This is a genomic window from Paraglaciecola sp. 25GB23A (genome assembly GCF_040012495.1).
Classification (GTDB): domain Bacteria; phylum Pseudomonadota; class Gammaproteobacteria; order Enterobacterales; family Alteromonadaceae; genus Paraglaciecola.
In genome coordinates this window covers 1-17,405 of record NZ_JBDYKM010000012.1, presented here as the reverse complement: position 1 = coordinate 17,405, position 17,405 = coordinate 1, and the positions used below count along the sequence as shown (strand labels likewise).

At 41.0% G+C, this 17,405-nt stretch carries 15 protein-coding genes; 8 read left to right on the top strand and 7 right to left on the bottom strand.

What is annotated here, in order from left to right; genetic code table 11:
* Nucleotides 1–22 precede the first annotated feature (22 nt).
* The gene (gene coaD, locus ABKW31_RS14975; RefSeq protein WP_348617363.1) at nt 23–538 is read right to left on the bottom strand and encodes a pantetheine-phosphate adenylyltransferase; all 516 of its coding nucleotides are present in this window, start codon (nt 536–538) and stop codon (nt 23–25) included.
* Nucleotides 539–630: 92 nt separating this feature from the next.
* Entirely contained in the window at nt 631–1,353 is a 723-nt protein-coding gene (locus ABKW31_RS14970) for a 3-deoxy-D-manno-octulosonic acid kinase (protein ID WP_348617362.1), read from the bottom strand.
* 123 nt (nt 1,354–1,476) lie between these two features.
* Between ABKW31_RS14970 and ABKW31_RS14965 the strand changes: the two genes are divergently transcribed.
* A complete protein-coding gene (locus ABKW31_RS14965; RefSeq protein ID WP_348617361.1) occupies nt 1,477–2,553 on the top strand; it encodes a glycosyltransferase family 4 protein in 1,077 nt (358 codons plus the stop codon).
* Here the strand turns inward: ABKW31_RS14965 and ABKW31_RS14960 are convergent.
* Nucleotides 2,545–3,840 carry a 3-deoxy-D-manno-octulosonic acid transferase gene (locus ABKW31_RS14960; protein WP_348617360.1) on the bottom strand — a complete coding sequence of 432 codons (1,296 nt, stop codon included), beginning with the start codon at nt 3,838–3,840 and terminating at the stop codon, nt 2,545–2,547. The genes ABKW31_RS14965 and ABKW31_RS14960 overlap by 9 nt on opposite strands.
* 685 nt (nt 3,841–4,525) lie before the next feature.
* Between ABKW31_RS14960 and ABKW31_RS14955 the strand changes: the two genes are divergently transcribed.
* The 4 genes from ABKW31_RS14955 (at nt 4,526) to glpG (ending at nt 8,030) form a co-directional block, all read left to right on the top strand.
* Nucleotides 4,526–5,722 (top strand): glycine C-acetyltransferase, encoded by a 1,197-nt coding sequence (locus ABKW31_RS14955; RefSeq protein ID WP_348617456.1) that lies wholly within the window; start codon nt 4,526–4,528, stop codon nt 5,720–5,722.
* Complete coding sequence (gene tdh / locus ABKW31_RS14950) at nt 5,719–6,744, top strand: L-threonine 3-dehydrogenase (protein WP_348617359.1); 1,026 nt, start codon at nt 5,719–5,721, stop codon at nt 6,742–6,744. The genes ABKW31_RS14955 and tdh overlap by 4 nt, the downstream gene beginning before the upstream one ends.
* Nucleotides 6,745–6,805: 61 nt before the next feature.
* A complete protein-coding gene (gene glpE / locus ABKW31_RS14945) occupies nt 6,806–7,132 on the top strand; it encodes a thiosulfate sulfurtransferase GlpE (protein ID WP_348617455.1) in 327 nt (108 codons plus the stop codon).
* A gap of 25 nt (nt 7,133–7,157) precedes the next feature.
* Complete coding sequence (gene glpG / locus ABKW31_RS14940; protein ID WP_348617454.1) at nt 7,158–8,030, top strand: rhomboid family intramembrane serine protease GlpG; 873 nt, start codon at nt 7,158–7,160, stop codon at nt 8,028–8,030.
* Here the strand turns inward: glpG and ABKW31_RS14935 are convergent.
* Nucleotides 8,008–8,346: a flagellar basal body-associated protein FliL gene (locus tag ABKW31_RS14935; protein ID WP_348617453.1), complete on the bottom strand. Its 339-nt coding sequence runs from the start codon at nt 8,344–8,346 to the stop codon at nt 8,008–8,010. The two genes, glpG and ABKW31_RS14935, sit on opposite strands and share 23 nt — an antisense overlap.
* 207 nt (nt 8,347–8,553) lie before the next feature.
* Between ABKW31_RS14935 and ABKW31_RS14930 the strand changes: the two genes are divergently transcribed.
* Nucleotides 8,554–9,144, top strand: coding sequence for a chorismate lyase (locus tag ABKW31_RS14930; RefSeq protein WP_348617358.1), 591 nt, complete (start codon nt 8,554–8,556; stop codon nt 9,142–9,144).
* Nucleotides 9,134–10,000: a 4-hydroxybenzoate octaprenyltransferase gene (ubiA, locus tag ABKW31_RS14925; RefSeq protein WP_348617357.1), complete on the top strand. Its 867-nt coding sequence runs from the start codon at nt 9,134–9,136 to the stop codon at nt 9,998–10,000. Before ABKW31_RS14930 ends, ubiA begins: the two co-directional genes overlap by 11 nt.
* Here ubiA and ABKW31_RS14920 read toward each other — a convergent pair.
* Nucleotides 9,987–10,238 (bottom strand): accessory factor UbiK family protein, encoded by a 252-nt coding sequence (locus tag ABKW31_RS14920; RefSeq protein ID WP_348617356.1) that lies wholly within the window; start codon nt 10,236–10,238, stop codon nt 9,987–9,989. The genes ubiA and ABKW31_RS14920 overlap by 14 nt on opposite strands.
* 163 nt (nt 10,239–10,401) lie before the next feature.
* Here ABKW31_RS14920 and rep point away from each other — a divergent pair, with 163 nt between their 5' ends.
* Nucleotides 10,402–12,417, top strand: coding sequence for a DNA helicase Rep (gene rep / locus ABKW31_RS14915; protein WP_348617355.1), 2,016 nt, complete (start codon nt 10,402–10,404; stop codon nt 12,415–12,417).
* A gap of 23 nt (nt 12,418–12,440) precedes the next feature.
* Here rep and ABKW31_RS14910 read toward each other — a convergent pair whose 3' ends face one another.
* On the bottom strand, nt 12,441–15,074 hold the full coding sequence (locus tag ABKW31_RS14910; RefSeq protein ID WP_348617354.1) for an EAL domain-containing protein: 2,634 nt from the start codon (nt 15,072–15,074) through the stop codon (nt 12,441–12,443).
* A gap of 127 nt (nt 15,075–15,201) precedes the next feature.
* Nucleotides 15,202–15,573 (bottom strand): cytochrome c5 family protein, encoded by a 372-nt coding sequence (locus ABKW31_RS14905; RefSeq protein ID WP_348617452.1) that lies wholly within the window; start codon nt 15,571–15,573, stop codon nt 15,202–15,204.
* Nucleotides 15,574–17,405: the final 1,832 nt, after the last annotated feature.

Genomic DNA, 17,405 nt, shown 5'->3' with positions numbered 1-17,405 from the left:
TTTTAAACATCACTACTCTGATTTAGGTGACATTGTCTGTAGCTATATTTTGCTGTAAACCTTTTAATTTTTTGCTCAAAGCCTCTTGAACGCAAGGATGGCAAAATTGCTCAACCTTGCCGCGATGCAGAGCCACTTCTTTTACTAGGGTGCTCGAGATAAAAGAATTCTCCTCCGATGGAGTCATAAAAACACTTTCCAAATTTGGATTTAAACGGCGGTTCATATTGGCTAATTGAAACTCATATTCAAAATCAGATACCGCGCGTAAACCTCTGATCAGAACCGTTGCACCCTGGTTTTCGGCAAAATCAGCCAATAAACCTCTAAAGCCAATGACTTCAACATTAGGCAAGTGATGAGTAACCTGTTTAATCAGAGCAACGCGTTCATCAAGGGTGAATAAAGGTTTTTTACTCGGATTAGCCGCAATACCTACAATGACGTGAGTAAACATATTGGCCGCACGCTCAATTAAATCGGCGTGGCCGTTAGTGACGGGATCAAATGTTCCTGGATAAATGGCTTTAGTATGCATATAAAAACTATTAACAACGATAAGTAGCCTTTAGGCTAACTTAAAGACCTACCACTAAGCCAATTTATTTAAATTGAATTGCCAAAATTCTGTTACAGATTGATAGAATGATACCCTTCCATACACCATTGCCATTGAGTTTCCTGCCAAAAAAAACTGGGGTTTTTATTTTTTTCCTTACGCAAAGAGCGCAGCAATCGTTGCAAATTTTGCGCTTTCCAAGACTCACCAGCTTGTATTTGGCATTTATCAAAATCGATTAACCATACCTTATTGTATTTATCGAGCATAATATTGTGAATGTTCAGGTCATGGTGAAAAACCTGTTTGTCGTGCAGTTGTTTAATCACAGCACCAATCTGCTGCCAAATACTTGAACTCAGTGGCTGGCCATTCAACACATTAAAGACATCTTGTGCCTCAGGAATTTTTTCTAAAATAATGTCTGCTGTATACACCAGCCCACGTTTGTTTATCTTTGCTGCAGCCGCTCTAGGTACCGGTAAGCCCCAACTATACATAGTATTGAGAAGTTGCATTTCTTGCCAAGCCCGGGTGTGATGCAAGCCGGTGTAGAGATATTGATTGCTTAACAGTTTGCCAATTAAACCGCCACGACGATAATGGCGCAGTACAAAGTCACGGCCATTTTCTTGAAAAAATGTTGTTACGCCGCGGCCCATAGCTTGACCGATAACTTTGTGTTGGTCTTGCCAATATTGAGGACTAAACATAGCAATAGAAACATTAGTTAATAAATTTTGTTCAAACAGTAAGACACTGTCACCAATAGTTTTTTGCTCAATGTTTGACATGCTATTATGCAGATTCCCAATAAAAAGAGCCTTATTGTAAATTAATGACAAAAATAGTCTCGATTTTCTGGAAATTTTAAACCATCTGAACTCGGCTTAGGTCAATAAGCAGGATAATACGACATGAGTGAAATAAAACACGGGGCAGCGTCATCTGACGAAGTTGAATTAATTATTGGCAATTCGAATGCTAACTTTTCAGGTGTTACCTCCACTATGCTGCAGGTTTTGTCTTATCAACGCAAAATGATCAAGCTGCGTGTCATGGGTAAGCATTTTTTAACTGATCCGGCCTTGGCCATCAGTTTTTGGCAAACTGCCTTAATGTGCCGTAAACCTCTGAGCAATGGAAAATGGCGAATTTTCCATGCGCGGCGTGTCGATGAAATGATTCAGGGTGTAATTCTTAAGTATCTATTTAGAGCCAAAATAAAACTGGTTTTCAGCTCAGCAGCACAACGCCATCGCTCTGGTTCAACCTTGTGGCTAACACGTCAGATGGATGGCGTTATTGCAGTGAGTAATCGCTCAGCCTCTTATTTAGTAGACCCCCCTGCCATGGTCAACCCCCATGGTGTGCAAATTAACGACTACGTGCCTGCTGATGATAAATTAGCGGCGTGGCAAGCGCTCGGCTTTGGTGGCAAATACGGTATAGGCATTCTGGGCCGAGTGCGTAAACAAAAGGGGGTCCATTTATTTGTTGAGGGCTGTATTGCTGTGCTTAAACAATACCCCGATTATAATGCGGTAATTGTGGGGGCTATTTCTGGCAGCAATAAAGACTTTGTCAGCCAACTGAAAACTAAGATTGAGGCGGCTGGTTTGAGCGAGCGTATCACCTTTACCGATGAACTTGCTTTTGAAGAAATCCCTAAAATATTCAGTGCATTGAGTCTGGTTTGCGCATTAAGTGATAACGAAGGTTTTGGCTTGACCGTATTAGAAGCCATGAGCAGTGGCGCAGCAGTATTAGCGACTCAAGCAGGTGCGTGGGAAGATATTATTCGTCCTGGCATTGACGGTTATATTGTGCCGATTAACGACCCACAAGCCGTCATAGATAAAATGAACCTACTACTGGCTGATCCTGAGACGTTGTTAGAACTTGGGCGCAATGGCAGAAGCAATGTAGAACAACAATATGGGGTTGAACATGAGGCCCAACGATTGCTTGATTACTTTCGTACCCTACAATAAACCTAATATCGCTAGGGTATTATCAATCGCGCCTTTATTTTGATTAACTACTCGTTGTCCAGCCTCAGCTGCCTGCTGACGCTGAGACTCATCATTCAGCCACTGCTTACATTGCTCTTGCAATTCTTTGCTATTGTCGATCAAAACTAAGGCCCCTGCTTGCTGCAGGGTCTCACAGATGTGTGGATTATTGTAAATTGACCGCCCCATTAATACAGGCACACCTAAAGCCGCAGGCTCCAAAGCATTATGTCCACCACGAGGGGCAATGCTACCACCCACAAAAGCAATCTTAGCTAATGAGTATAATGCGCGCAAAACGCCCATTTGATCAGCCAATAGGACTTGGGGCATTTCACCCTCTAGCTCTGCTACAGAACTGAGTCGAGCAAAAGCAATATTTTGTTTTACGAGCATTTCATTAACGACGGCGAAACGTTGTGGGTGACGGGGAACAATAACTAATAATAAATTATCTTGCTGTTTGGCTAAAGGCAGAAAGGCATCGAGCATTAGTTGCTCTTCGGGTTCGTGGGTACTTCCAGCAACAATAAGTATACGATTTTCCAGATGAAACCTGTTGCTGATCTTGGTGGCTTCAGCAAGGTCATTGGCGCTGATTGCCAAGTCAAACTTCATATTATTGGTGAGTATTACGCTTTTTTCATTGGCCCCAAGCCTTAGGTAGTTGTCTAGATCTCGTTGGCCTTGGGCACAAATTGCAGATAGTTTGCGCAATAAGGGCTGTATCAACCAGGCAAGTTTTAAATAGGAGTTTGTCGATTTTTCACTCATGCGGCCATTGATCAAAAAGATAGGCACTTGTTTACGCCAGCAATAATGACAAAGATTGGGCCACAGTTCCATTTCAGTAATAAGCATCATGCGGGGTTGTATTTTTTTTAATAAAACGTGGATGAATAGCGGAAAATCGTAGGGTAAATAAAGATGCTGCACTTTTTGCCCAAATAATTGTTTAACCCGCTCACGACCTGTCATCGTATTGGTGCTAATCGTAATAGCAGCCTCAGGGTGACTGACTAACAAGCGCTCGACCAATTGCTGTGCTGCTACGACCTCACCCACCGAGGCACAGTGCAGCCAAAATCCACCTTGTTTGATGTGTTTATGACCCAGACCAAAACGCGACAAATATTCTTTAGCCACCACACGGTTAAATTTAGCAAAGTTAATTAGCCCATTCACGACTAAAACAGGCAATAATAATAGCCATACAAATGAATACACATAGCGGCTAAGTTCTTCTTTTATGCTTAATTTAATCAATCTTTACCTATGAATGCGAGCCAAGGAAACCAAGGTAAACTTTAACAGATTTCAACGCAGGATAACTATTGGATTATATCGCTTAAGTCGAACGACTTGATGCGAAAAACTTGAGTGTCATTTAAATGGATAAAAACGCGGATTTTTTAGTTCGTTTTTTGTACTTAACTAGGCTGCAACTCTTGCCTGCGACTGTGAAGGGGGCTTAGCCTCAAAAACGAGAACATTGCGCTCAGTGAGTTTATCCAGTAATTGAAAACCCATAAGGTACGATTAACACAGGATACTGAGGACTGGCACAGGGTGTTATCATATTGGAACAGTTAGATTCGATTGCAATGCTCGGCCAAAAAGTGGCGGTTCATTTATCTTTTAGCCAGTTTTACTTGCAAGATGTAGCACAATGTTGCTGAAATGAAAATCGGCTCCTCAACTATCGTCATGGTAAATAACCTCGGTATGCAGTTGATCGCAGACTGCATAGAAACCGAGGCACAGTTGGATATGCTCAACACCATGAAGTTTGGTTTACTGATGCAAATACAACGAAATAGAATCAGTCAATGCCTTGTAAAATTCTAGTGACAGTAGAGCTTTTAATTAAAGAATTAATTTTAAACTTGGATTAGCTTATATTGGGCGAATACCAGTAGAATATTGCCCTTTCACTTTGACGGATAGCATGATGAAGCAAGATTTTTTTGAGCGACTACAAAAACAGATCATGGATACAAAAGCCCAAGGTTTGTATAAAACTGAACGTGTTATCAATTCTAGTCAACAAGCTGACATTACCGTTAATGGCACACAACAAGTTCTTAATTTTTGTGCTAACAATTATTTGGGTTTAGCTAATCATCCAGATTTAATTACCGCTGCCAAAGAAGGCTTAGACTCTCATGGTTTTGGTATGGCATCGGTACGCTTTATTTGTGGTACCCAAGATATTCATAAACAATTAGAAACTAAAATTAGTGACTTTTTAGGCACTGAAGATACTATTTTGTACCCCTCTTGTTTTGATGCCAATGGCGGCTTGTTTGAAACAATTTTAGACGCCGAAGATGCCATAATTTCAGATGCATTAAACCACGCCAGTATTATCGATGGTGTGCGTTTGTCTAAAGCCAAACGTTACCGTTACGCCAATAACAATATGCAAGAGTTAGAAGCTCAGCTCATTCAGGCCGACGCAGACGGTGCACGTACTAAACTTATCGCCACTGATGGTGTTTTTTCTATGGATGGAGTTATCGCCAACTTAAAAGCGATATGTGATCTAGCCGACAAATACCAAGCTCTGGTTATGGTCGACGACTGCCATGCTACCGGCTTTGTTGGTGAAGATGGCCGAGGAAGTCACGAATATTGTAATGTCATGGGCCGAGTTGATATATTAACCGGCACCCTAGGTAAGGCATTAGGCGGCGCTTCTGGCGGTTATACTTCAGGTAAAAAAGAAGTCGTCAGTTGGTTGCGTCAGCGTTCACGTCCCTACCTTTTTTCTAATTCAGTCGCACCTCCTATTGTCGCGGCCTCCCTCAAAGTCTTTGATATGATGAGTGATGGCCGAGCCTTGAGAGCTCAATTAAATCGTAATAGTAGCCATTTTAGACAGCGCATGAGTGATGCAGGTTTTCGTCTATCCGGGAAAGATCATGCAATCATTCCAGTCATGTTAGGCGATGCTAAACTTGCTAGCGAGATGGCCGAGCGCATGTTACAAAGAGGCATTTATGTGGTGGGTTTTTCCTTCCCAGTGGTCCCCAAAGAGCAAGCTCGAATTCGTACCCAAATGTCGGCGGCCCATAGTCTAGAACAAGTTGACCAGGCGATAGACGCATTTATTGCTGTTGGCAAAGAATTAGGAGTCATTGCATGAAGGCCTTAGCTAAATTACATAAAGAAAAAGGCATTTGGTTAACCGAATGCGATATTCCCGAAGTCGGCCACAATGACCTGTTGATAAAAATCCATAAAACCGCGATCTGTGGTACTGATATGCATATTTATAATTGGGATGAATGGTCGCAAAAGACCATCCCCGTGCCTATGGTCGTTGGTCATGAATATGTTGGAGAAGTAGTTGCTTTGGGTCAAGAGGTCAGGGGGTTTACCATCGGAGACCGAGTATCAGGTGAAGGTCATATAACCTGTGGGCATTGCCGTAACTGCAGAGCAGGACGCAGACATTTGTGTCGCAACACCACTGGTGTTGGCGTAAATCGCCAAGGCGCTTTTGCAGAATACCTCGCGATTCCTGCCTTCAACGCCTTTAAAATACCACACAATATATCCAGTGATTTAGCAGCCATTTTTGATCCCTTTGGTAATGCTGTGCATACGGCCTTATCCTTTGATTTAGTCGGCGAAGATGTATTGATCACTGGCGCTGGTCCCATTGGTATTATGGCAGCTGCCGTTGCTAAACATGTTGGCGCGCGTAACGTTGTCATCACTGATGTCAATGAGTTTCGCTTAGCACTGGCAAAAAAGATGGGCGCCACCCGAGCCATTAATATCAATCACACTAGTTTAAAAGAAGTAATGAGCGATCTCGGTATGACAGAGGGATTTGATGTCGGCTTAGAAATGTCTGGCGTACCCACTGCTCTGCGGGATATGCTCGCCCACATGAATAATGGCGGTAAGATTGCAATGTTAGGCATTCCTCCTAGCGATGTAGCCATTGATTGGACTCAAGTTATTTTTAAAGGTTTAACAATAAAAGGCATTTATGGTCGTGAAATGTTTGAAACTTGGTATAAAATGGCCAGCCTAATCCAAGGTGGTTTGGATTTAAGCCCGATTATTACTCACCAGTTTTCAATAGACGAGTTTCAACAAGGTTTTGAAACCATGGGGTCGGGACAATCAGGTAAAGTTATTCTCAATTGGCAATAGTAAGGTTGAGCGATGGCGATGCCATCAGTTACAGACTAAGACAGAGTAGGAACATACTATGATGGAGCAGTTCGCCCATATATCAGTGCTAGATGCCCAGCAAAAATTACACAGTGGCGCCGCTAAAGTAGTGGATATTCGCGATGAACATTCTTTTGTTACAGCGCATATTCCCAAGGCCAAGCACCTCAGTAATGGCACCCTGCAACAATTTGTCGCCGATACGGATTTTTCTACCCCCGTGATTGTTTGTTGTTATCATGGCATTAGTAGCCAGCAAGCGGCTCAATTTCTGATCCATCAAGGTTTTGAGGAAGTGTATAGTTTAGATGGGGGCTTCGCCGCGTGGAGCCTAAGTCAAACGACCTCCCAAGGTGAAGCTGAATAATTAATAAATTAGAAAGGAAAGAGCTATTTCAGAATCATCTCTATTAGTCGCCTTTTCTAAAGAGCGTCCCGCTAGATTACTGGCGGATTATCTGCAAAGTCAGGGAATTAACGCCCAGTACATAGTTGTCAGTGAAGGTACTCGCCATGGCGTGGAACTGTTGGAATACCAGCATTGGCAAAATGCTAAAAATATTGCGGATGAATTTATTGCCAATCCCACAGCGCTAAAATATCAAGAAGCGGCTTGGCAAACAGGTAATACGGTCACATTACCAGCAAGTAGTTGGTTTTCAGTTGATGTGATTTTTAATGCCCTTAGACAATCACCATTTACATCACTTGTACTAGTCATCTGTTTACTGACCTACACCTTAGCTTTGATAGGGATCTCAAGCCCTTATGAATGGCTAAGAATTTTGCCATTACCAACACTAATTGATAACCACCAGTGGTGGCGCTTATTAGGGCCGGCTTTTATTCATTTTTCAACCTTACATATCGTCTTTAATGTATTGTGGTGGTGGATGTTGGGCAAGCAAATTGAACAGACCTTTGGTTTAAGCAGTTTAGTCTTACTCTTTTTGTTTACTGCCATTACCTCAAATGTTGCCCAACTCATTATTGATGGACCTAATTTTGGCGGGCTTTCTGGTGTGGTTTATGGGCTTGTGGGCTGTGTATGGTGGTTGGGGTGGTTAAAACCAAATTGGGGCATCGGTTTCCCTAAGCCCATTATTATTTTTTTATTGCTGTGGTTAGTGGTAGGTTTTGCCGACATTTTACCCATGCATATGGCTAATACTGCGCATACTACTGGGCTGATATCGGGCTGTTTATTTGCGTTAATACTGAGCCGTTTTCAGTTAAAAAATCCTAGCCCTGATAAAGATATTTAGTAAAAATAACGTCCTTTATCATTTCATGCCCAGTTTCTTTTTTCATTACTTGGCGCATATTTTCGAGGCATGCGCGTCGAATATCTTCTCGTCCTGTCAAAGACTTGACTCGCTCTTCGGTTTGACGTCCAATAATTTCGATGGTGATGGCGCGTAATAAGGGCGAATGATGTTCAGCCGCTTCCAGATATTCAACATCTTCTAACATTAATTCTATCGTTACCCGCACGTAACCTAATTTTCTCGCATTAGCGCCTAGATAATTGGTAACAATATCCGGTTCAAGACTGAAGTAAGCAAAATTATTGCCAGTCATTTGTTGAGCGCTTAGCAGACCTTGTCCACTAAGTAACAACACAAACAATAAACAGATTTTAGGCATACTTTTAAACATATGATTTTGAATTACCTAGGTAAATATGCATTCTAGTTTAACAAACTTATTAAGTTTACATAAAACTATATTTAGTCTTTTCCTTGCACTTGATACTATGCAAGTTACAGATATTAAAAAGAACGCAATTTGAAAACGAGCAATTCATTTCCCATAGGACTTGCGGCTAATTGGCAAGAGCCCGATAAGCAAGGCATAGCGGATGCAAAACTGAAAAACTGGTTGCTAGATACCGGCTCACTCACCGAACGTTTGCAGTCACATTGTCGAGATTTTCGCGTACAAGTCTTAGGTCAAGGGCAAACTGAAGTCAGTATTGAAGAAATCCAACAGTTAGCTCGTTTTTCAGCTGTCAGCAGGGATATAAAATGGCAGGTCAGAGAAGTATTGTTATGGGGCAACAATCAACCTTGGGTATTTGCCCGTTCTATTCTTCCAGAACAAATGTGTCGGGCAGAATTTGCCGGTTTAGGTAACCAGCCCTTGGGTAAACTTATTTTTAATGACCCGCGCTTTAAGCGTATGCCCTTCCAAATCACCCAAATTAGTTCCAGCCATCCAATCACCTCTAGCCTCAACTTGCCTAGTCAACATTCCTTATGGGCGCGGCGTTCTGTATTTCAGTTTGGCGGTTTAGCATTGTCAGTAGCTGAACTGTTTTTACCTTTATCACCCGCCTATGCTGCACTGAGTCAAGTGAGTACACATAATGCAAATTAAGTCGTTTTCAGCCTATTGGCGCCTGATGCGAATGGACAAGCCCATCGGTATTTATCTTTTACTGTGGCCTTGTATTTGGGCACTTTGGATAGCAGCCGAAGGTATTCCCCCCTTAGACATATTACTTGTATTTGTATTAGGTGTCGTCGTTATGCGGGCTGCTGGCTGTGTTATAAACGACTTTGCTGATAGGAAGGTTGATGGCGCAGTAAAGCGCACTGCACAGCGCCCCTTGGCGACAGGGGAGCTTAGCGGTAAACAAGCATTAGCTTGTTTCTTCCTATTGTTGTTTATCGCTTTTTTGTTGGTACTTTGGCTGAATTGGCAAACCATCTTATTATCTGTGGGGGCCGTGGCCTTAACAACTCTCTATCCCTTTATGAAGCGTTATACCCATCTTCCTCAAGTGGTACTTGGCGCGGCATTTGGTTGGTCTATTCCTATGGCGTTTATGGCAATAACCCACCACGTTAGTTGGATTGCTTGGTGTCTGTATGCGGCAAACCTGTGTTGGACCGTCGCCTATGATACCCAATACGCCATAGTCGACCGCGATGATGACATCCGTATTGGGGTTAAATCAACCGCCATACTGTTTGGTCAATTCGACAAACTTATTATTTTCATATTGCAGCTGCTCACCCTAGCGGCATTGATGATGGTCAGTATCAATTTACATTTTGACTGGCCCGTTTACACCGCTTTAAGCATCGGATTAGGCTTATTTTTATACCAGCAATACCTGATCAAAGATCGGGTTCGTGAAGCCTGTTTTGCAGCCTTTTTACATAATCATTATTTTGGCTTGGTGATGGCTTTGGGAATAATGCTGCAATATTGGCTCAGTCCCCAGTAGAACTCTTTTCTAAACTGGCGATGCGTGCTTCTAGCGCCGCTAGCTTTTCCCTGGTGCGGATCAATACTTGAGTTTGCACGTCGAATTCTTCACGGCTGACAAAATCGAGCCGACTAATTTGACTTTGCAGAATTTGTTTCACTCGTGTTTCCGCGCCTTCCGCCATATCTTTCATACCTTGTGGGACGGAATCAGAAATTTGCTTGGCTATTTCTTCCAATTTTTTGGGATTTAACATGCGTATTGTCCTTTAGTTAAAAACTTATTGTAACCAAAGCGAAAGTATAAACCATCATTATGATCAGCTGATTGAGCAAAGAATTCGGGTATTGATAGTCAAGGCAATGATAATTTCTTACAATCGCCAGCCCAAGAAGTAAATAGGCAAGAGCCAAGCAAGCATGAAACTCAATCCTGGCCAAAATGAGGCGGTAAATTACATTTCAGGGCCTTGTTTAGTCTTAGCAGGTGCCGGTAGCGGAAAGACTCGCGTTATTACCAATAAAATTGCCTATTTAGTCAGGCAATGTGATGTACCTGCGCGCTACATTGCTGCCGTAACATTTACTAATAAAGCGGCCCGTGAAATGAAAGAACGGGTGGGCCAAACACTCGGTAAAAAAGAAGCGCGGGGGCTCAAAGTTTCTACTTTTCATACTTTAGGTTTGAATATTATTAAATCCGAAGTAAAAACCCTTGGTATAAAACCTGGGTTTTCACTGTTTGATGACAAGGACAGTTTAGCTTTACTCAAAGATCTCACCGCCACTGAATTAGATGGTGATAAAGAGCTACTCAATTTATTGCAAAGTCGTATCTCTTCTTGGAAAAACGATCTTATCCTTCCTGAAAATTTGGCAAAAACCAGTCTATCTGCCAGTGATGGAGAATTTGCTGAGTTTTATCAACGTTATCATAATAACTTGCGGGCTTATAATGCCCTTGATTTTGATGATTTAATTTTACTACCCACCTTATTATTAAAGTCGAATGAAACTGTCAGACAAAAATGGCAAATGAAGATCCGCTATTTGCTGGTTGATGAATATCAAGATACCAATACTAGCCAATACGAGCTAGTGCGCTTATTAGCGGGTGAACGCGCGCGTTTTACTGTGGTAGGCGACGATGACCAATCTATCTATTCGTGGCGCGGCGCCAGACCACAAAATTTAGTACTATTGCAAAAAGACTTTCCAAGTTTAAGAGTCATTAAATTAGAACAAAACTACCGCTCTTCAGGCAGAATTTTGCACTGCGCTAATATCTTGATTCAAAACAATCCCCACGTATTTGAAAAGCGGCTTTTTTCTGAACTGAGTTATGGTGAGCCATTAAAAGTCATCATTGCCAAAAATGAAGAACATGAGGCAGAGCGAGTGGTAGCCGAAATGTTAGCGCACAAATTCATGAATGCGACGCACTTTAAAGACTACGCCATTTTGTATCGAGGAAACTTTCAATCTCGAGTTTTTGAAAAGTTTTTAATGAGTAACCGAATTCCCTATAAAATTAGTGGAGGCATGTCATTCTTTGGCCGTACCGAAGTAAAAGACATCATGGCCTACTTACGTCTGTTAGTTAACCAAGACGACGATAATGCTCTACTGCGCGTGATTAATACGCCTACTCGTGGCATCGGACGAGTCAGCCTAGAAAAGCTGGGTAATTTAGCCAATAAAAATAAACTATCCATGTTTGCCGCCGCTTTCGACGCCCAATTACAAGAACATGTGAGCGGCAAAGCACTGGTGTCTATCGAGCAATTTAGTCGTTGGATAGTCGAATTGTCTGATCAGGTTCATCGCGGTGATGGCATTGCAACTGTGCGCGACATGATTAAAACCATGGGCTATGAAGAGTGGCTGTATGAAACGAGTACGAGCCCTAAAGCCGCTGAAATGGCCATGGCCAACATCAGTACTCTTTTCGGCTGGATAAGCGATATGCTCGAGGGTACAGAGCTTGACCCGCCAATGTCTTTGCAGGAGGTGGTTAATCGGCTTATTTTACGGGATATGATGGAGCGTGGCGAAGATCAAGATGAATCGGATCAAGTGCAATTAATGACTTTACACGCCTCCAAAGGCTTAGAATTTCCTTATGTTTTTATGGTGGGCATGGAAGAAGGCCTGTTGCCACATAAAAGTAGCATAGAGGAAGACAATATTGATGAAGAGAGACGTTTAGCATATGTAGGCATAACTCGAGCCCAGCGTAATTTATTTTTTACCCTAGTCAAAGAACGTCGTCAATTTGGCGAGTTAATCAATCCTGAACCCAGTCGCTTTTTGTATGAGTTACCACAAGATGATGTATTGTGGGAACAGAAGAAAAACAAAGACAGTGCAGACGTGCGTCAGCAGAAAGGCCAGGTCGGTATCGCTAATTTACGCAATATGTTGGCAAAAAAATAATAACGATGATACCTCCCTCTTGATTAAGCTGAGGCATTTCCAAAGGGTAAAGACGAACAATTTTGCTCTAACTCTAATGGTGCAGCCGGATGTAGATACTTACCTTGGCCAAATTCACAGCCCACTGCCACTAGCGCCTGATATTGTTCTTCAGTTTCGATACCTTCTGCTATTAATTGAAATTTCAGGTGCGAAGAAATAGATAAGACTGACTGGACTAATTTCAAATTACGTTCAGAGCGAGGAATGGTTTTAACAAACCGATGGTCAACTTTGACAAAGTCAAAAGGATACGAGTACAAATAACTTAAGGAGGCCAAACCACTACCAAAGTTATCCAATACTAAAGTTATACCTGCACGTTTCAGCACCTTAATCGCCGGCAACATAAATTGCGAACGACGATTAAGATCATTTTCATCAAATTCAATCACCAATTTTTTTGGATCAACGCCAGCATCTTTAATTTTATCAACCAATTGGCTAGCAAGAGATGTTTGAGTCAGATGATGAATCGACAAATTGATCGCTAATCGATAATTTTGTTGCTCAGTTTCACTTTGGGCCCAAGCTTGAAGAATATGACAGGCCTTACCGAGCATGAATTTATCCATTTCCACGGTTAGGCCGCTTTGTTCGGCGATTTGCCAATACTGCTCGCGTTTAATTTTACCTAAACTTGAATGCTCCCATCTGATGTAACACTCTTCATAAATACGTTCACCGCTAGATAAATTAAATGCAGGTTGAGAGTAACATTCAAATGCCTCAGCTTTGAGCATTTGTCTAAACTCCGCTTCTATCTCAAGCTCTTCAAGCAGTTTTTCACGCATCGTTTTATCAAAGATGACGTGACAACCCCGTCCGGAACTTTTCGCTTGATACATTGCGGCATCGGCATCACGTAAAATTTCGTCAGCGGTTTGATAGCCGCTTTCAATATAAGCAATACCAATACTTGCACCTGAATAGACTTCTTTTTTCTCGATAACAAAGGGCTCAGCAATGGCATTAATTATACGTGCAGATATTTCTTCTATATCACTAGCCAATTCAAAATTATCAAACAATACAACAAACTCATCACCGCCTAAGCGGGCAAGTAAATCATGTCCTCGAATACAAGAAGTAATCCGTCGTGACACCTCTTTTAAGAAGGAGTCGCCAGCGTGATGGCCAAGAGAATCATTAATTTGTTTGAAGCGATCTAAATCAATAAAAACCACAGCAAAATTGTTATGGGCATAACGCATTTTATTCGCTAAGGCCAATTCTAAGCGATTATTAAACAGCACCCGATTGGCTAACCCCGTTAACGCATCGTGGTGGGCGTCATGCTCCAGTTTAAGCTGGATTTGTTTTCTTTGTTCAATTTGCTTTTGCAGGTACAAATTGGTTTGATTGAGTTCTTCGGTGCGTTCCCTCACCTTCTCGGTCAGTTGCTGATTATAGGTTTGAATCGCTTCACTAGAACGTTTACGCCCCAGTGCCACAGCAATGTGATGTGATACAAAACGCAAAAATTCCAAATCTTTAAGCGAATACTTTTGACTACCACCGTAACTTTGCACGGCAATCACACCAGATATATCGCCGTCAATCACCAGCGGTGCGCCTAACCAAGAATTATTTGACGCAATCATAGCTGTTGCGACTTTTTGATCTAATTCATGGTTTTCAGTTAACTGGTTGACTCTGCTCGAATCAATTAATGCGGCTCGCCCCTGACGAATAACATATTCGGTTAAACCCAAGCCCATAGGTCGTGGTTTAGCTCGCGTGTTCAATTCATCTTTAAAATAAGGAAAAGTTAAGAAGTTAGTCTGATTATCAAGAATAGCGACATAGCAGTTTGGTGCACCGATCAGACGTGAAAGCGTATCGTGAATGGCAGAATAAAATAAGGACATATCACTTTCGATCGAGGCTGATAATTCAGAGATTTCAAATAAGGCTTGTTGCAGCGATTCAATTTTTTGTCGCTCAGAAATTTCTTCTTGCAACTCATCATTCATCTGACGAAGTTGCTTGGTGCGCTGGCGAATCGTTTTTTCAGTGAGTTCGCGACTTTTAACCCGATCCAAACAGTTTACGATGTGCTGTGATACAAAAAGGAGTACATCAAGATCTTCTTGTTTATAACGCACTGCTTCGTCATAGCTTTGCACCACTAAAGCACCAATTATTTGATTTCCCCGTTTTAATGGGATACCAATCCAATCAACTGGTTGAGGGCCAAAATATTGAATTTTTAAATCATCAATTTGTTGCTGAAAATTTTCTTTGACTAAAAATAGATACTGACCACTGGATAAAACATAGCCAGTTAAACTGTTTTTTAATTCTTCAGCGGGTACTTGCCGTTCTACTAAATCCTCAGACTCATCAACAAAATAGGCAAAATCTATAATGGCATTTTCTTCTTCATAAAACGCAACATAGAGATTTCTAGCCGGCATAAAACCGGCGATAATTTCATGAATCGCTGGATATAAGCGGGTAAGTTCATTCACTGAACTAGCTAATTCTGAAATATCAAATAAGGCCTTCTGAATCGCTTCAGAACGCTTATATTTTTCAGTCACCTGTTGTAACTGCGGAACCAGCTCTCTTAATTCTTCTAAAGAAAGTTCTACAGTAATATTAGAATCAGCCATTCTATGGATTTTTACGCACTTATAGTTAGTTTTTTGGCAAAAATTAGTAGCATAAAATAAACTATAAAGATCAAAAAGGCCACACTAGGTGGCCTTAATTTAAACAATAAACTGCCTCAGGTTATAATTAAATACCTTCAATCATATGTTCTATTGCTGCTTTAATTTCATCATCAGTACAATCACCACATGTGCCCTTTGGCGGCATGGCGTTATATCCTTTAATTGCATTTTGCCACATGGTGTCGAATCCTTGGCTGATACGCGGTGCCCAAGCCGCTGCATCATTGGGTTTAGGCGCACCTAAAACACCCACACTGTGGCAGGCAACACAGGCTTTATTATAAACTTGTGTACCACTACGCGGCCCTGTAGACGCAGTCTCAGCTTTAGCCCCTGCAATGTGCACTTTACCTAATGGCTGAATACGCGATTTAATATCATCGCTAGCCGCATCCTGAGATTGTGCAGTAAAGGCTAATGACAAACCAATAAACATATAAACCAAACTTTTAATTTTCACGATTCTCTCCATAAGAGTTGACGTAGTTAAAACGTCGCCAGCAAAATTCTGGATCAGATTATAACGACTAATCTTTGCTGAACAACTATTTAGTCACCAAGCTAAGCAAATTTCACCTTTTAATTAGGTGCTTAGCAAAATTAAAACGGTAAATCGAAAATTTTCACCTAAGGGTAAATCACCTTTTGGCTCACAGTTACTAATAGAAAATACGACTAAGTTTGGTTATTACCTCGATAGTATGAATGTGAAACTTGCTTTAAGCGCCTCATGTAAAGTAGCACTTGGCTAAGTCACTGGCACCCATATTCTGACCCACCGTCTGTAAAGACTAAATTTTATTGAATATCAGAAAACAAAAAGGCCCACAATTTCTTGTAGGCCTTAAGTATAATGGTGCCCGGAGGCGGAATCGAACCACCGACACGGGGATTTTCAATCCTGATCTTGGCGCATCAAACGACCCAATATATTGATTTTATTGACTTTTTATTTTGTGACATTGTGACAAACACTTGTCACAAAACAAAAAATCGTCTCACCTAAAACACTATGTTGTAACAGGACTGACCAAATTCTCTGTATCTTTATATCAAAGCGTTGTGAGACAAAAGAAGATTGGTTTTAGTCATCATAATTGAAGCGAATATTACTTCTAAAAAAATTTTAGATTGTTGCTCGATTTAGTACAAGCAAGACATATAAGTAGTTATTGGATTAATAACTAGAAATTGGAATTTATAAGTGAAATTTTGATTTTTAAGTGGATTTCAGAAATTGTAAGTCAAATCTGGAAATGTAAGTGAAAATACTGAATAACTAACATGTGATTATGCCTCTTTGAGCCTCAATATGCATCATCTCGCTTTAAAAATATAGCATCTAACTGAGATAAAATAAAAAATGAATCCAGTAGGCTACACATTTCTTAATCAGGTGGCGGAACTGTCTCAAAAAGAAAAAGAGCGATGTTTCTTCAGTATTTAGATGAAGAAAAGCTCATCGAAATCGAACAAAAAGCAATTAATATAATTTCTGAGATCGCAGAAAAATTCAAGGTCAACATTCAAAATTTAGTTGTCAAAAGAGAGGCTATTACTTAAAAATAAAGAGCAACTTTTTTGGCACCCAGAATAAGACGTAAGCTATTGAACATAATACCGGATACTCATGACGCTTATTTAAATATGCAGTTTCATATGCGTCATAACCAAAAAGGCTCGATATTGAATAATAGAAAAAAATGAAATGATAATATTTGTTGTCGTACAACTCAGCTAAATAGGCGGCGAGCAAAGCGACGACAACGACAGATAGCATCGGAAAATAAACTGTTTTATTTCTATACCAAGGTTGTTCCATTTGCCCACCCAGTATTGTTCTGGGATATTTAGAGGTCACAAATTATATACTCTTAATATCACATGTTCATCCGTCTTAAAGAATTAAACAGCTACGATTCCGTTTTTAGCTCGAAGCTCTAACATCTCAGTGCAGTCAATTAAGCTCTATTAAACTGGCAGAAATTAGTAAAAAGCGGACTGTGAGGGTTTTTATGCTATGACTGCTTTGAGCGAAAAGCGGTCGGTGGGCTAATTAGTTTTTCAACAGTTAATGCCCATATTTTTGCGCTATAAAGTATCAGCATACCTACAATAAAAAAAACACACCTATACTGTATATAATTACAGCATAGGTGTGATATATGTCTCTTGTAAAGGATGCCAGAAAAGAGGGGACGGTAAAGTATGAACGTCATAAACCAGAGCAAACCCTTCTTTATCAAATTATTGAAAAATATTACCCGC

What these genes read in the sequence shown, in the direction of transcription:
- ubiA (WP_348617357.1), top strand. Translation starts at nt 9,134, where the DNA reads ATGCAAATTAAGTCGTTTTCAGCCTATTGGCGCCTGATGCGAATGGAC.
- ABKW31_RS14905 (WP_348617452.1), bottom strand. Translation starts at nt 15,573, where the DNA reads ATGTTTATTGGTTTGTCATTAGCCTTTACTGCACAATCTCAGGATGCG.
- glpE (WP_348617455.1), top strand. Translation starts at nt 6,806, where the DNA reads ATGGAGCAGTTCGCCCATATATCAGTGCTAGATGCCCAGCAAAAATTA.
- ABKW31_RS14920 (WP_348617356.1), bottom strand. Translation starts at nt 10,238, where the DNA reads ATGTTAAATCCCAAAAAATTGGAAGAAATAGCCAAGCAAATTTCTGAT.
- coaD (WP_348617363.1), bottom strand. Translation starts at nt 538, where the DNA reads ATGCATACTAAAGCCATTTATCCAGGAACATTTGATCCCGTCACTAAC.
- ABKW31_RS14910 (WP_348617354.1), bottom strand. Translation starts at nt 15,074, where the DNA reads ATGGCTGATTCTAATATTACTGTAGAACTTTCTTTAGAAGAATTAAGA.
- ABKW31_RS14955 (WP_348617456.1), top strand. Translation starts at nt 4,526, where the DNA reads ATGAAGCAAGATTTTTTTGAGCGACTACAAAAACAGATCATGGATACA.
- ABKW31_RS14970 (WP_348617362.1), bottom strand. Translation starts at nt 1,353, where the DNA reads ATGTCAAACATTGAGCAAAAAACTATTGGTGACAGTGTCTTACTGTTT.
- ABKW31_RS14965 (WP_348617361.1), top strand. Translation starts at nt 1,477, where the DNA reads ATGAGTGAAATAAAACACGGGGCAGCGTCATCTGACGAAGTTGAATTA.
- rep (WP_348617355.1), top strand. Translation starts at nt 10,402, where the DNA reads ATGAAACTCAATCCTGGCCAAAATGAGGCGGTAAATTACATTTCAGGG.
- tdh (WP_348617359.1), top strand. Translation starts at nt 5,719, where the DNA reads ATGAAGGCCTTAGCTAAATTACATAAAGAAAAAGGCATTTGGTTAACC.
- ABKW31_RS14935 (WP_348617453.1), bottom strand. Translation starts at nt 8,346, where the DNA reads ATGACTGGCAATAATTTTGCTTACTTCAGTCTTGAACCGGATATTGTT.